Below are 13,760 nucleotides of genomic sequence, written 5' to 3' on the forward strand. Positions count from 1 at the left end.
GGCCCCGCTAAGGCGTCTGGACTGACGCCAGAACGGCATCGATGACTGTTCCCACGGCAACGCCCTCCACGACGGCGTCAAAACCAAGGATGATGCGGTGGCGGAGGACCCGGTGTGCCAGGTTCTTCACGTCTTCCGGGATGACGTGGTCGCGGCCGTTGAGCAATGCCAGGGCCCTGGCCGCCTGGCTGAAGGCGATGCTGGCCCTCGGACTGGCACCAAATTCCACGAGGTTGGCCAAATGTGGTTCCAGATATTGCGCAGCGTTCCGGGTGACGTAGGCAAGGCCCACGATGTAGCGCACGATGGCGGGGTCGATGTAGACCCGACGCACGAGTTCCTGGACCTGCACCACGGCGTCGAGGGAGGCTGCGGCCGGCGGCTTCTGCGCGGCGCTGAAGACCCCGGCGTCGATCCGCCTGATGACCTCGGCTTCTTCACCCGGGCTGGGGTAGTCCAGGACATCCTTGAGCATGAACCTGTCCATCTGCGCTTCAGGAAGGCGGTAGGTGCCCTCTTGCTCAATGGGGTTCTGGGTAGCGAGCACCAGGAAAGGCTGGGGCAACGGATAGGATTCGCCGCCGATGGAGGTCTGGCGTTCCTGCATTGCTTCCAGCATGGCGCTCTGGGTTTTTGCACTGGACCTGTTGATCTCATCGAGCAGCACGATATTGGCGTGGACCGGCCCCAGCTGGGTGACGAAGGTGCCTTTGGCGGCGTCGAAAATCTGGGTACCTGCAATGTCGCTGGGAAGCAGGTCCGGGGTGCACTGGATACGGCGGAAATCCGCACTGACGGATTCGGCGATGGCCTGGGCAGCTGTCGTCTTGGCGAGTCCGGGGACACTTTCCAGCAGCACATGGCCGCCGGTCAGCAACCCAATCAGCAGCGTCTCCCTCAGTCGTGTCTGGCCCACGACCTTGTTCTCGAAACTGCGGACGATGCTGCCCACCAGTTGCTGGGCCCGCGCCATGTCAGGTGCATCAATTCCGGCCATGGCTGTGATCTGGTGCACTCGGGTCCCCTCGCTGGCGTTATGAGTCGTGCCGCAAGCGGTGGGCTGATGTTTCCGCCTGCATCGGCCACTCTATCCAAACGGGCCTGCGTCCAAGCCGCAATGGGTACCCCTCCCCATGGAGACCCCCGAGGTCTATCCTTTTGCCATGCATCAGCTACCAGCCGCCTATCAGAACTACCTCGCATCCCAGAACCAGCACGTCATCGACGCCGTACGACCGGTCCTCCTGCAGTCGGCAGCGGACCAGCGGCACGGTGTACGGATTACCTACAACTCAGGTCCAACAGGACATCAGGCCCACTTGGATGAGTCCATCCCCTACGGCGAAATCATCGAAGACATCGACTGAAACGCCGGCAGGACCCTCTGCGCGTCAGCCCTTCATGGCGCCGGACAGCGCAAAGGAGTTCCCCATGCCCCGTGCCACCACCGCGTAGAGAACCAGCACCGGGACCGAATAGAGGATGGAGAACGCAGCCAGCTGCCCATAGGCAATGGCGCCGTGCTGGCCGAAGAAGCTGAAGATGGACACCGCAGCGGGTTGCTTGCCGATGGAGAGCAGAAGGATGAAGGGAACGAAGAAGTTTCCCCATGCCTGGATGAACACAACAATGAATACCACTGCCAGGCCTTGGCGCATGAGCGGGAGCACAACGGTCCGCAGTGTCACCAGGCCCGATGCCCCATCCATCCAGGCTGCTTCTTCCAGCTCCAGGGGAACTGCGTCCATGAAGTTTTTGGCCATCCAAATCGCCATGGGCAACGTGGTGGTGGCCATGAAGAAGATGGTCGCGGCCATGGAGTCCAGGAGCTGCAGTTGTACGAACAGTCCGTAGACCGGGACCATGATGGCAGTCACCGGCAATGATGTGCCGAAAAGAACCGTGTACATGAACGGCTTGTTAAAGCGGGATTGGTACCTCGATAACGGATAGGCGGCCAGCACGGCCACCAGCACGTTCACCAAGGCAGTACCGCCGGACAACAGGAGGCTGTTGAGCAACGGGCGGCCCAACAGCTCCGGCGTCATGACTGCGGTGAAGTTGATCATCGACGGCGCCGATGGCACCTTCGTCCCGTACCCCGCTTGAGGGTCGACGGCGGCCAGCAGCAACCAAACAAGCGGTGCCGCAAAACACAGACCAATGAGCGCCAAGGCGATGTCCGCCCCGAGCCTGGCACGGAAGCGCCTCACGTACGCCGCTCCCGCAATAGCCGGACGTAGACGGCGCCGAAGACCATTCCCAGCAGGATCAGCACCGATGCCACCGCGGTACCGTACCCAATGTCACCGAATTTGAAGGCCTCCTGGTAGGCCAGGACAGGCAACGTGGTGCTTGCATTGGCAGGACCGCCGGCTGTCATCACCCAAATGAGGGTGAACACTGCCAGCGTCTGGAGGGTGATCAGCATCAGGTTGGTGGCGATGCTGTTGCGGATCAGTGGCAGGGTGATGAACGCGAGCCGCTGCCAACCCCGGGCACCGTCCACAAGGGCCGCTTCGGTCACGTCGCGGGGCACCTCGGCCAGGGCCGCCCGGTAGACCAGCATGGAAAACGCCGTTCCGCGCCAGGTGTTGGCCAGGATGATGGCGACCAGCGGGAAGGAATACAGCCAATCCAAGCCGTGGGTCCCCAGCGCTGCGAGTATCTGGTTCAGTGTCCCGTCCCGGTTGAAATAGGCGTACGCCGCAAACGCGGCCACGATCTCAGGCAACACCCAAGCGGCCACAACAGCCGTACCGACCCAGTCCGCGACGATCTTGCGTGAGCGCGTCATGAGCAAGGCGGTAAGCAGTCCAAGGACGTTCTGCCCCAGCACGGCGGACGCGGCAACGAAGACTACTGTGAGCCACGTGGCCAGAGGAAACGAGTCGTCGGTAAACATCCGCACGTAGTTCCCGGTTCCTACCCATTGCGGATCCCGGGCTCCCCTTCCGGACAATGCGGCGTCGGTGAAAGAGGCGTAAAAGGACCACGCCACGGGGGCGAGCAGGAAAACCAGCAGGAGCACGATTGCAGGGGCTACCGGCAGAAGCCGCAGATGGCGGCGGGCTTTCATTTTTGCAGGACCTTGTCCTCACCCACCAGCCTGCGGACAGTGGCATCGTATTCCGCGGCGGCGTCCCGGGGGCTTTGCCTGCCTGTGATGACTGATTCGGTGGCTTCCTGGACTGCTGTGGAAATCCTTGGATAGTCAGCAGTGGCTGGCCGGTAGTGTGTCACCTCCACCAGATCGGACACATCCTTCACGAACGGGTTGGCAGCCAGATATCCGGCGTCCTCGGCTACGTCCGTCCTCACTGCGATTTGCGAGTTGTTGATGTCATAGGCCAATGCGTTCTTCTTGTTCAGCGCGGTGGCGAGGAACTTGAAGGAAAGCTCGGGGTTCTTGGACTTCGCCCCCACCGCCAAGGTCCAGCCGCCGGACATGCTGACGTGGCCTGGATCCTGTCCCTTTTGGGTAGGGAAGCCCGCTACTGCCATGTCCTGCTCATAGCCGGCCCACTCGTAGGTGCCGCCTTTTTTCCAGAACGACGGCGCGTAGGAACCTTCCACGGTTGCCGCCAGTTTGCCTTGGGGGAACCACTCGCCGAAGACCTTCTTCCAGACATTGGCGTCCAATGCTTCGGCGGGGCTGACTGCGAGCTTCTCGTCATAGAGCGTTTTCAGGAAGTCCAAAGAGTCAGTGAAGCCCTGTGACCCAATGACCCACTTCTTTTGGTCCTCGTCGTAAAGGGTGCTGCCCGTGCCGTAGAGGAGTTCGTAGAAACTCTGCATCACGGTTCCTTCGCCGGTCGCTTTGCCTGCGTACATGGTGAAGGGAATCACGGTGGGGTCTGCGGCCTTGACCTTGCGGGCCATGGTCAAGATATCCTCCCAGCTTTGGGGCTGCCAAGGAACAGGGATCCCGGCTTTCTGCAGGACGGCCTTGTTGTACCAAATGGCCCGGGTATCCGTCCCCAACGGTACCGCGTAGATTCCGCCGTCGTCCGCCCGGCCGGCTGCCTTCGCGGCCTCGCTGAACTTCCCCCACTCGTCCCACGCCTCAAGGTAACTGTCGAGCTTGAGCAAGTAGCCGGCGTCGACGTCCGAGCGCACCTTGAACGTGTCTTCATAGAAGACATCCGGCGCGGTGTCCGGGGAGCGCTGCGCCAAAGCCAGCTTGGTCCCGTAGTCGTCATCGTTGGCCTGGATCGGCTGGAGGTCTACCGTTACCCCTGAATTGGCTGCCTCGAACTCCTTCTTGGCATCCTGCATCACGAGGTCCAGCGCGGTGAAGGCATCGGTCTTTTGGTAAACGATCTTCAGCGTCTTGTCCTGGGCTGCCTCCGGAGTCGTGGAACACGACGTCACTCCGAGGAGCGCAGCGGCAACGGCAATTCCGATGGCGATTTTGCTGGGACGCATGGTCTTCATTGGGCGCATGGTGTTCCAATCACTCAATCGTGCTGCTTGGTCAGCCCTCCAACAGGAGCCGTTGGGCGCGGGGGGCCAGCATATGCTCCAGGACCAGGCAGGCAGCACCAATGGCGCCGACATCTTCGCCTACTCCGGTACCTACGACTTCGAGTCCGTGGATCATGCGGGCCGCGTTGTTTTCGTCCAGGAGACCGGGAACACGGTCGAGGAAATATGGGGACATGCGGCCCCAGAACGGGCCACCAAAGACAACACGCTCCACGTCCAGGGTGTTCGTCACTACGGACACCGCGCGTGCCACGAGCGTGGCCGACTTGTCCAAAATTGCAATGGCGCGCTCATCGCCGGCGTCGGCTTTGTCGCACAGCTCTGCGAAGCGTTCCTGCACTTCCGGACCATCCGCCCCATGCCCGTGCCCGTCCAGGACCCCTGCGGCTTCGGCCTCAGCAACCAGCACTTGCGGGATGCACGACGATTTGACGCATCCCCGCAGGCCACAATCACAAGCCGGACCCTCCGGGTCAACGATGATATGGCCAATTTCGCCGGCGTTGCCCGAAGTACCGCGGACAACCTCGTCGTTGAGCACGATGCCGCAACCGATACCGGTTCCCATGTACATGAAAACGAAGCTTCCGGCCCCGCTCGCACCGCCGGCCCACGTCTCGGCCACCGCCGCGCTGGTGACGTCTTTATCCACCAGCGTCTCCAGGCCCGTGGCCTCGGCCAACGCCTCGCGGATGCGCACTCTGTCCCATCCCGACAGGAGCGGCGGTTCCACCACGGATCCCTCGTCCAGGTCGATCGGTCCAGGAACGGCAACGCCCAGCCCGGCAATCTTCGCCACATCAACACCGGACTCGTCAATCAACGTCCCGACTTGGCCAGCGATGCTGGTGATCACCTCTGCCGGGTCGCCGGCTGGGGTGGCCAAACGGGAATGCTTGACGACATCCCCCAGCAAGTCGAGGACGACGAAAGTGATGACGGCCGGATCCAAATGCACTCCAACGGCGTACATTCCTGCCGGGTTCAAGCGGAGGATGGTCCGCGGCTTCCCCGGACCGGAGCCTTCCTTGCCGGCCTCGACAATCAGCTGCTGGTCCAGGAGCCGCCGGGAGATGTTGGAGATCGTTTGCGGAGACAACCCGACGATCTGCGCCAGCTCCACCCGGCTGAGACCGCCCGGAGACCGCCGGATCGCCTCCAGAATGACGGTCAGGTTGAAGTCCCCCATACGGGGTAGGTTGGTTCCGCGCCTCGGTGTCGGCTGCCGGATCTCAGTCACTGATGCCCCTAGTCATTCGGAAAATCTTCGTCGAATTTGATCTGTGTCTGCATCGTACGGCACCTCTGCTCCCACGGATACGAGCACACGCTGGCACCGATGTCAGGGCTTGGTAACGATGACACTGCATTTTATGTGACCACGCCCCTCCGGCGCGCCACGGCCGGACTCTCAGGACTTCCTGCTGCGCGTCACCGTGAATTTCGGGTTCCGGCCTTCTTCCACAGTGGGTCCAATGAGCCGTTCGAGCGCGGAGCGGTAGTGCAAGTGGCTGTTATACACCGTCCACAGCTCCCCGCCCGGTGCCAGCACGCGCGCGGCCGCCTCGAACATCTTCACGGCGGCACCGGCGTGTACGCTGGCGCCCAAATGGAAAGGCGGATTCAGCAGGATAAGGTCTGCGCTGCCGGGCGGAAGCGAGGACATGGCATCGTCGTGGAGGACCGTTATCCGGCCCGCGAGACCATTCTCCAACGCGGTGCCCTGGGCCGAGGCGACAGCCGCGGCTGACTGGTCGGTGGCAATGACTTCAGCATGCTCCTGTTGTTTGGCGATCATGGTGGCGAGAATGCCCGTACCGCACCCCAGGTCCACGATGCGCCTCGCCTCTGGCATGCGTTCAAGGAACGTCAGCAGGAAGCGGGTTCCGATATCCAGCCGGGCTCCGGAAAAGACAGCACCGAGGGCGCTTACGCTAATGCCCAGCTCAGGCAGGACTTCGACCACGGGAAAGGGCGGCCGCACCTGCACCGGCAGCGCATCCCGGGCAACCAACACGCGGGACTTCTGCCGGGCCAGCTGGGGTTGGACCGTCGAAAAGTACTTCGCCAGCACGCTGTTCATCCCCACCGACATGTGCTTGACGCGGCCGCCGGCCAGCAGGACAGCACCCGGGGCAGCAAACCGGGCAACGGCGTCGGCGATTTCCTCCAACTCCGCCAAGGACTTCGGCAGCTGCAGGAGCACCAGGTCCGCCTCCGCCAGAAGCTCCTTTCCCAGTTCGTGGGAGCTGTAGTGCCCCGCCGCTCCGACTTCGTTGGCGTTGCGCTCCAGCGCCAGCCTCCCCGTGAAGAGATCCTGATGGACACGGACATGATCGACGCCGAGCCGCGCCAGGGCGCCCAACGTCAACGCTCCGTAGCGGTCACCAATGATGACGATCCTGGTGTCGGAAGAGCTGATATCCGAGGCGGTTTCCAGCAAGAGCCTGTCCGTGGCGTCGAAAGCCCGCAAATTGTCAGCTTCGACATCCGGAAACCTCCCCAAGGCGCCAAAGACGGTCTCCAGATCCAGCTCCGTCACTATGAGGTTCCCGCTTTCCTTGCTTGATTGCCGGACCGGGCCGGCGTATCGACTTTATGGGTGCTTCGGAGGAAGCTTAAGCTTGCATCACGCAAACACCAGACCTCCTTCAGCAGCATGTGAAAGATCCCGAAGGTGGCCGGCATACGTCACGGCGACCCCAGGAGCCAGGCGCCGGGTCTGCATGTCATCGGGCTCCCAGTCCTTTGCGAGAAGCCATGAGTGTCAATGTTGTCACGAACCTTGAAGTAAAGTCCCACAACTCCCCCGACGAAACCCGCCGCGCGGACAAAACCGTGGTGGACCTGGTCACTGTGGGAGATTACACCATCGCCCGCATGACATTTGAACCGGGCTGGTCTTGGGCCGACTGCATCAAGCCGGCCGTGGGAACTGATTCCTGCCAGCTTAGCCACGTCGGGTTCTGCGTTTCCGGTTCACTGGAAGTGGAGACCAACGACGGTGCGAAGATCAGCATCTCCTCTGGAGCCTCCTACTCCATTCCTCCGGGACATAATGCATGGGTGGTGGGAGATCAGCCGTTCCAAGGCATCGAATTCGTCAGCGGCGCTGAATTTGCCGAGGCTCTCACCTAGGAGCTCCCCCAAAGGCGACCATGCTGCGGAAAGCAAAAGACCCCGCTCCAAGGAGCGGGGTCTTTTTCCGGAGTGGAGCTGAGGGGACTCGAACCCCTGACCCCCTGCATGCCATGCAGGTGCGCTACCAGCTGCGCCACAGCCCCGGATTTGTTGGCCTCAATCGGAAGATTTTCTCTTTCCGTCGAAGCAACTCGTCAATACTAACCACAATCCCGGCATAAGAGAAATCGGCGCGGGGTGAGCTGCGCCACAGTATTAGAACATCCACTGGGAGGCCCGCACGGCCGAGGTGCGTGGATAATTCCACCGCACCTCCCCCCAAAACCGGCCGCACGGAATCCTCCCATAGGACGTGCTGTAAGAAGTCTAGAATCCAGACGATGGAAAACAAAACCGTCCAGTCGGTTTTCACTGATGTCGGTGGTAGCGTAGTGAAGTCTCGACGGCGGTCCGCCCTCCGTCGCCCCTATGGTTGAGAGGCTCACCCTTGCCCCAGCAACAACGCGCGAAGGAAACCCGGCTGGCTGTTATTGAGGGCGCCGCCACGGTCTTCGCAGCTACCGGCTACGGAAACGCGAGCCTGTCGGACATCATCAAGAATGCCTCCGTAACGAAGGGAGCCCTGTACTTCCACTTCACGTCCAAGCGGGAGCTGGCGTTGGCCGTCATCGAAGAGCAGCACTCCATGGTCCTGGCAGCGGGGGCTGCCATCCTCGGCTCGGAATCCCCGGCCCTGGAGAAGATCGTCAGCCTCTGCAGGATGTTTGGGCGGCAATTGCTGGATGAGCCAATCGTCCAAGCCGGCATCCGGCTCACTTTCGAAGCCTCGGCTTTCGCAGCGGACGTGTCGGGCCGTTACGAGGACTGGATCGGAACGGTCCAGCAGCTCCTGGTGGAAGCTCAAGCGGAGGGCACAGTGCGGCCGGACCTGGATGCGGCAACCTTCAGCCGGTACCTTGTTGCATCCTTCACCGGCGTCCAAATGGTGTCGGACGTGCTCACGGGGCGCGAAGATGTCCTGGCGAGGATAGAACAGATGTGGGAGTTCATGCTGCCGGCGCTCACGCCTGCGCGCTAGCCGATCCGGCCCGGCACTACTCCTGCCGGGGATGCGTCGATTTTTCCGGTTCCGCGAGGGCGTCTATGAGCTTGAGCCCGCGTTTCCCCCATTCAATTTCCGTCTCCGCGCGCGCTATGAGGCCTTCATAGGTAAATATCTTGTATTCAATGGTGCGCTGGTGGTCAGCCTTGGGAGTTACGGCCAGTCGCTTGTTCAACATCTCATTGGCACCGGACTTCAGCTCCTCGATCATGTGCGCCCACTGGTCGCGACGCATGAGGTGATAGTCAATATGCGCCTGCATGTGATCCCTGGCGGCCTGCGGCTCCACCCACTCAAGGTAGGCGGCCTTCAAATGGACGGGGTCCCGCTCACGCGAGTACTCCAGCGGTGAGTACATCCACTCACGGAAGACATCACGGCCCTCCTCGGTGATCCGATACTGCGTCTTCTTGCCGCGGGGTCCCCACGAAACTTCCTCCGCCGTGAGCAGCCCACCTTTTTCCATCTTGCGCAGCTCCGGATAGATCTGGGAATCCGGGGCGTGCCAGACGAAACCCACAGAGGACCCGAAGCGTTTCGCGAGGTCATATCCGGTCATTGGCTCAACGGAAAGCAAGGCCAGGATGGCGTGGCGGAGACTCATGAGAAGTTCCTTTCAAGGTCTTGCCAATAACTATATCTATAGATAGTGTGTGACGCACCCCACCATCTATGTCCATAGATAGTGGGGTGCATTTGGAAATTTTGCGAAAGGTCAACGATGACTGTGCTTCAGTCCAGCAGTTCCACCACCAGCAAGGTTCTTGGGCATCCCGTGAATGCCTGGTACGTCGCCGCTTGGGATCACGAAGTGACCCGCAAACCCATGGCACGCCGCATTGCCAACAGGCCACTGGCCCTATATCGCACCGAGGATGGCAAAGCTGTAGCTCTTGCCGATGCTTGCTGGCATCGGCTGGCTCCCCTCTCCATGGGGAAGGTGGTGGGGAGGGACGAGATCCAGTGCCCCTACCACGGCATCCGGTACAACTCAGCGGGGCGCTGTACTTCCATGCCGGCACAGGAGACGATCAATCCCTCCGCCACTGTCCCCTCCTTTCCCGTGGTGGAACGGTACCGGTTCGTTTGGGTCTGGTTGGGAGATCCCGGGAAAGCGGACCCGGACCTCATTCCGGACATGCACCAAATGGACAGCCCTGAATGGGCCGGCGACGGACAACTGATCTACGCCCCGTGCAACTACCAGCTGGTGCTCGACAACCTGATGGACCTCACCCACGAGGAATTCGTCCACTCCTCCAGCATTGGCCAGGAGGAACTGAGCGAGTCGGACTTCGTTGTCTCCCATGAGGGCCAGACCGTCACGGTCACCCGTTGGATGCTCGATATAGAGGCCCCGCCCTTCTGGCTCAAGAACATGCGGGACAAGTTCCCCGGGTTCTCCGGCAGGGTCGACCGGTGGCAGATCATCCGCTACGAGGCACCATCGACAATCCGGATCGACGTCGGTGTCGCCAAGGCGGGGTCCGGCGCCCCCGAAGGGGACCGGAGCCAGGGCGTCAATGGCTACGTGATGAACACCATCAGTCCGGAGACTGACAAGACCTGCCACTACTTTTGGGCCTTCATGCGCAACTACTGCCTCGACAGCCAGCTGATCACCACACAATTGCGCGACGGAGTGGACGGCGTCTTTGCCGAGGACGAGGCCATGCTGACCGCGCAGCAGGAAGCCATCGACGCCAACCCCGACTACGAGTTCTACAGCCTCAACATCGATGCCGGGGGAATGTGGGTGCGCCGGATGATAGAGCGGATGCTTGAGGCCGAGGGCCGCCTGGCCGCTGCCGTCTAAGCACCCGGCTTCGAGGAGAAAAGACAATGGCAGCAAACAACACCGAAGTCTGGCAGTCCGCAAGGGTCGCCGCAGTGGTCGAAGTCGCAACAGGCATCAGGCGGATTGAGCTCACCCCATCCATGCCTGTGCCCGCTGAACCGGGATCCCACGTCGACGTTATGGTCGTCGTTGACGGCGCGCAGGAAAAGCGCTCCTATTCAGTGGTGGAGTGCTCCGAGGATGGTGCCCGCCTGGTCATCAGTGTTTTGAAGGCCCCCGCTTCCAGAGGCGGCTCTGTCTTCATGCATATGCTCCAGGAAGGCGAGACCCTGCGCATAACGCAGCCGCTGCAGAACTTCCCTCTCCGCATCGGCGCAGAGCGGTACGTGCTCCTTGCGGGAGGAATCGGCATCACCGCCATCAAGAACATGGCTGACGTCCTCCGCAGCGTCAAGGCAGATTACACGCTGGTCTACGTCGGCCGGAGCCGCAGGGCAATGGCATACCTGGAGGATTTGCGGCAGTTGCACGGAGACAGACTCCGGGTTCATGTCGATGACGAAGGCAATGGCCTGGACGTCAGCACCTTGGTGGACGACCTCGATGCGACGACCGAGCTGTACATGTGTGGCCCGATCCGTCTGATGGACGCCGTGCGACGTGCATGGGGAGAACGCAACCTTTCCTTGCCGAATCTGCGCTACGAGACGTTTGGCAATTCAGGCTGGTACGACCCCGAAGAATTCATCGTCAGCATCCCCCGGCTGGGCGTTGAAGCCACTGTCGGTCGTGGCCGCTCCATGCTTGAGGCACTCGAAGACGCGGGCGTGGACATGATGTTCGACTGCCGCAAAGGCGAATGCGGACTCTGCGAAGTGCGGATCCTGAACCTCCAAGGCACCCTCGACCACCGCGACGTGTTCTACAGCGAGAGACAGCAACATGCGACCGAAAAGATGTGCTGCTGTGTTTCCCGCGCCGTCAGCCGTCCTGGTCCAACCAAGACAGCCGGATCCCCGGCAGTCCTGACCATCGACGTTTCCTGAGCCCAGTTACCCCGGACATCAGCACCGTCTCGATGCCCTATCCGCTCCACGCCCCGACGGTGGACGGCACGATACGACGAAGTATCTCCAAGAAAGGTTTACCGTGGACGTAAAGAGTGAGATCAAGAACTCACCCATGAGTCGCTTTCAAATAGTGACAGTGACCATCTGCCTCATCCTCATCATGATCGACGGCTTTGACGTCCTGGTCATGTCATTCACAGCCCCGACGCTTTCGGCCGAATGGAAAGTGCCCCCCATCGAATTGGGCTACCTCCTCAGCGCCGGGCTGTTCGGCATGTCGGCAGGCTCCATTCTGTTGACGCCCTTGGCGGACAAAATCGGGCGCAGGAACCTGACCCTGGTTGCGCTGTCCATCATTTCGGTTGGCATGATCTTGTCCGTGACGGCGGCAGATGTTCCCCAGCTGATCGCCTACAGGGTCTTCACCGGACTGGGCATTGGCGGCATGATCGCCAATCTCAGTGTCCTTGTTTCCGAATACTCCTCGGACCGCCGTCGTGGCATGGCCATGGGAATCTTCTCCGCGGGCTACCCGATCGGCGGAGCCGTCGGCGGTGTTATCGCCGGGTCATTGATTGCCTCATATGGATGGCGGGCGGCGTTTGCCTTCGGTGCCGTCGTCAGCGTGGCCATGTTGATTGCCAGCTGGTTCCTTCTGCCGGAATCGCTCGAATACTTGGCCGAGAAGGGAACCGACCGTTCACTTCCCGCGATCAACAAAATTCTTGGCAGGATGGGCCGCCCCCAGCTGACGGAACTTCCAGCTGCCCCTTCCCTGCTTGAAAATTCCGAAAATGTCTTCAAGGAAGTCTTCGGGTCCAAGATGTTGGGTAAAACGCTTCTCATGTGGATCGGTTATGCGTTCCTTATCGCAGCCTTCTATTTCGCCAACACGTGGACGCCCAAAATCATGGCCGAAGCAGCAGGGGACAACCAGCTCGGTGTCACCGCCGGAATTCTCGTCAGCACTGGTGGCATTGTCGGTGCCCTTGGCTTCGGCGTTATGTCGACCTGGGTCAAGAGCCGTCTCCTGAACACCCTCTGCTTGGTGGTAGCCGCTATCGCCTACATCGCCTTTGCCGGCTCATTCGGCGCCACTGGCCTTGCACTGGCCCTGGCCACACTCGTCGGCATGCTCACCAACGCAGGCGTGGCTGGTTACTACACCATCGTGCCGCCCTTGTATTCGGCGAAGGCAAGGGCATCAGGGTTCGGCTGGATGATCGGTGTTGGGCGTTTGGTCTCCATCGTCGCCCCGATCCTGGTCGGATATTTGATTGCCGCCGGAATACCGCCGGTCACCATCTTCTATCTTTTCGCAGTCCCCTTGTTCCTGTCCGCCCTTTGCTGTGTGGCACTGGGCAGGGTACTTCGGCGACACGAGTCCACGGACGCCGCGCGTACGGAAGCTGACGAGCCCGCAATGAGCTAACGGGAATGCTTCCTGTCGGACCGCTGGGATAAACGACGGAAATGAAAAAGGAGAGCTACCACATTGGTAGCTCTCCTTTTATCCTGCTTCCGGCAGGACCTTTATGGTGGAGCTGAGGGGACTCGAACCCCTGACCCCCTGCATGCCATGCAGGTGCGCTACCAGCTGCGCCACAGCCCCATATTCTTGCCGCTTCGTCCTTGGCCTTGAAGCCATCCGCGCCGAAGCAACTCAAATATCTTAGAACAGCATTTCCGAAAATTCCAAATCGGGCATATTCGGCATGCGGACCGCTTCTAGGCCTCGGACTCCCCCGCGGCTGTGGTGTTGGCTTGCGCCGCGTCGCCGAGCTCGAGGTCGACCACAGGGCAGTCCTTCCACAGGCGCTCAAGGGCATAGAACACGCGGTCTTCGGCATGCTGGACGTGGATAACGATGTCTGCGTAGTCCAAGAGGACCCAGCGTCCCTCCGAACGGCCTTCACGGCGGACCGGGCGAAGATTTTGCTTCAGCAGCTCCTCTTCAATCCCGTCGACAATGGCGTTGACTTGCCGCTCGGTGGGAGCGGAGGCAATCAGGAAAACATCCGTCAGCGCCAGACGTTCGCTGACATCAAGAGCGACGATGTCTTCTGCCAGCTTGTCGGCCGCGGCACGTGCAGCATGACGGGCGAGAGTGATGGATTGTTCGTGTGCAGACAAGGGAACTCCTAGTTGTGGCGCGTGGCCG

General features: G+C 61.1%; 14 protein-coding genes and 2 tRNA genes. 6 read left to right on the top strand and 10 right to left on the bottom strand.

The genetic code is table 11. The annotated features are described in order from the left end of the window. Window positions 1-7: 7 nt before the first annotated feature. Window positions 8-1,015 (bottom strand): AAA family ATPase, encoded by a 1,008-nt coding sequence (locus FDP28_RS02315; protein WP_144658994.1) that lies wholly within the window; start codon window positions 1,013-1,015, stop codon window positions 8-10. Between the two features lie 148 nt (window positions 1,016-1,163). On the opposite strand from FDP28_RS02315, the gene FDP28_RS02320 reads away from it, so the two are divergent. Beyond that, window positions 1,164-1,367 (top strand): hypothetical protein, encoded by a 204-nt coding sequence (locus tag FDP28_RS02320; RefSeq protein ID WP_373458717.1) that lies wholly within the window; start codon window positions 1,164-1,166, stop codon window positions 1,365-1,367. A 24-nt stretch (window positions 1,368-1,391) separates the two neighbouring features. Here FDP28_RS02320 and FDP28_RS02325 read toward each other — a convergent pair whose 3' ends face one another. From FDP28_RS02325 to FDP28_RS02345, 5 genes are all read right to left on the bottom strand, one after another. After that, window positions 1,392-2,213 carry a carbohydrate ABC transporter permease gene (locus FDP28_RS02325; protein WP_144658996.1) on the bottom strand — a complete coding sequence of 274 codons (822 nt, stop codon included), beginning with the start codon at window positions 2,211-2,213 and terminating at the stop codon, window positions 1,392-1,394. Next, window positions 2,210-3,079: a carbohydrate ABC transporter permease gene (locus FDP28_RS02330; RefSeq protein WP_144658997.1), complete on the bottom strand. Its 870-nt coding sequence runs from the start codon at window positions 3,077-3,079 to the stop codon at window positions 2,210-2,212. Before FDP28_RS02330 ends, FDP28_RS02325 begins: the two co-directional genes overlap by 4 nt. Next, window positions 3,076-4,446 carry an extracellular solute-binding protein gene (locus tag FDP28_RS02335; RefSeq protein ID WP_144659107.1) on the bottom strand — a complete coding sequence of 457 codons (1,371 nt, stop codon included), beginning with the start codon at window positions 4,444-4,446 and terminating at the stop codon, window positions 3,076-3,078. Before FDP28_RS02335 ends, FDP28_RS02330 begins: the two co-directional genes overlap by 4 nt. A 31-nt stretch (window positions 4,447-4,477) precedes the next feature. Continuing rightward, window positions 4,478-5,677 (bottom strand): ROK family transcriptional regulator, encoded by a 1,200-nt coding sequence (locus FDP28_RS02340; RefSeq protein WP_260842295.1) that lies wholly within the window; start codon window positions 5,675-5,677, stop codon window positions 4,478-4,480. Between the two features lie 222 nt (window positions 5,678-5,899). Then, window positions 5,900-7,030, bottom strand: coding sequence for a class I SAM-dependent methyltransferase (locus FDP28_RS02345; RefSeq protein WP_186313477.1), 1,131 nt, complete (start codon window positions 7,028-7,030; stop codon window positions 5,900-5,902). Window positions 7,031-7,248: 218 nt separating this feature from the next. On the opposite strand from FDP28_RS02345, the gene FDP28_RS02350 reads away from it, so the two are divergent. Next, complete coding sequence (locus FDP28_RS02350; protein ID WP_144658999.1) at window positions 7,249-7,626, top strand: cupin domain-containing protein; 378 nt, start codon at window positions 7,249-7,251, stop codon at window positions 7,624-7,626. 73 nt (window positions 7,627-7,699) lie between these two features. Here FDP28_RS02350 and FDP28_RS02355 read toward each other — a convergent pair. Continuing rightward, window positions 7,700-7,772, bottom strand: a tRNA-Ala gene (locus FDP28_RS02355). Window positions 7,773-8,116: 344 nt separating this feature from the next. Between FDP28_RS02355 and FDP28_RS02360 the strand changes: the two genes are divergently transcribed. Further along, window positions 8,117-8,707, top strand: coding sequence for a ScbR family autoregulator-binding transcription factor (locus FDP28_RS02360; protein ID WP_144659000.1), 591 nt, complete (start codon window positions 8,117-8,119; stop codon window positions 8,705-8,707). Between the two features lie 16 nt (window positions 8,708-8,723). Here the strand turns inward: FDP28_RS02360 and FDP28_RS02365 are convergent, their stop codons facing one another. After that, window positions 8,724-9,335, bottom strand: a complete 612-nt coding sequence (locus tag FDP28_RS02365; protein ID WP_144659001.1) for a PadR family transcriptional regulator — start codon at window positions 9,333-9,335, stop codon at window positions 8,724-8,726. Window positions 9,336-9,452: 117 nt separating this feature from the next. On the opposite strand from FDP28_RS02365, the gene FDP28_RS02370 reads away from it, so the two are divergent. The 3 genes from FDP28_RS02370 to FDP28_RS02380 all read left to right on the top strand — a co-directional run bounded on the left by FDP28_RS02370 (window position 9,453) and on the right by FDP28_RS02380 (window position 13,031). Further along, the gene (locus FDP28_RS02370) at window positions 9,453-10,547 is read left to right on the top strand and encodes an aromatic ring-hydroxylating dioxygenase subunit alpha (RefSeq protein WP_144659002.1); all 1,095 of its coding nucleotides are present in this window, start codon (window positions 9,453-9,455) and stop codon (window positions 10,545-10,547) included. 26 nt (window positions 10,548-10,573) lie between these two features. Further along, the gene (locus tag FDP28_RS02375; RefSeq protein WP_144659003.1) at window positions 10,574-11,575 is read left to right on the top strand and encodes a PDR/VanB family oxidoreductase; all 1,002 of its coding nucleotides are present in this window, start codon (window positions 10,574-10,576) and stop codon (window positions 11,573-11,575) included. A gap of 136 nt (window positions 11,576-11,711) precedes the next feature. Further along, entirely contained in the window at window positions 11,712-13,031 is a 1,320-nt protein-coding gene (locus FDP28_RS02380; RefSeq protein ID WP_260842296.1) for an MFS transporter, read from the top strand. A 104-nt stretch (window positions 13,032-13,135) separates the two neighbouring features. Here FDP28_RS02380 and FDP28_RS02385 read toward each other — a convergent pair. Continuing rightward, window positions 13,136-13,211, bottom strand: a tRNA-Ala gene (locus tag FDP28_RS02385). Window positions 13,212-13,327: 116 nt separating this feature from the next. Beyond that, complete coding sequence (gene rsfS / locus FDP28_RS02390) at window positions 13,328-13,732, bottom strand: ribosome silencing factor (protein ID WP_144659005.1); 405 nt, start codon at window positions 13,730-13,732, stop codon at window positions 13,328-13,330. Window positions 13,733-13,760: the final 28 nt, after the last annotated feature.

It is taken from the genome of Paenarthrobacter nicotinovorans (assembly GCF_007670255.1).
Lineage (GTDB): Bacteria > Actinomycetota > Actinomycetes > Actinomycetales > Micrococcaceae > Arthrobacter > Arthrobacter nicotinovorans_B.

Excerpts from the sequence above, each read along its gene's own strand:
- FDP28_RS02320 (WP_373458717.1), top strand. The coding sequence starts at position 1,164 with ATGCATCAGCTACCAGCCGCCTATCAGAACTACCTCGCATCCCAGAAC.
- FDP28_RS02330 (WP_144658997.1), bottom strand. The coding sequence starts at position 3,079 with ATGAAAGCCCGCCGCCATCTGCGGCTTCTGCCGGTAGCCCCTGCAATC.
- FDP28_RS02335 (WP_144659107.1), bottom strand. The coding sequence starts at position 4,446 with ATGCGCCCAATGAAGACCATGCGTCCCAGCAAAATCGCCATCGGAATT.
- FDP28_RS02340 (WP_260842295.1), bottom strand. The coding sequence starts at position 5,677 with ATGGGGGACTTCAACCTGACCGTCATTCTGGAGGCGATCCGGCGGTCT.
- FDP28_RS02350 (WP_144658999.1), top strand. The coding sequence starts at position 7,249 with ATGAGTGTCAATGTTGTCACGAACCTTGAAGTAAAGTCCCACAACTCC.
- FDP28_RS02365 (WP_144659001.1), bottom strand. The coding sequence starts at position 9,335 with ATGAGTCTCCGCCACGCCATCCTGGCCTTGCTTTCCGTTGAGCCAATG.
- FDP28_RS02370 (WP_144659002.1), top strand. The coding sequence starts at position 9,453 with ATGACTGTGCTTCAGTCCAGCAGTTCCACCACCAGCAAGGTTCTTGGG.
- FDP28_RS02375 (WP_144659003.1), top strand. The coding sequence starts at position 10,574 with ATGGCAGCAAACAACACCGAAGTCTGGCAGTCCGCAAGGGTCGCCGCA.
- FDP28_RS02380 (WP_260842296.1), top strand. The coding sequence starts at position 11,712 with ATGAGTCGCTTTCAAATAGTGACAGTGACCATCTGCCTCATCCTCATC.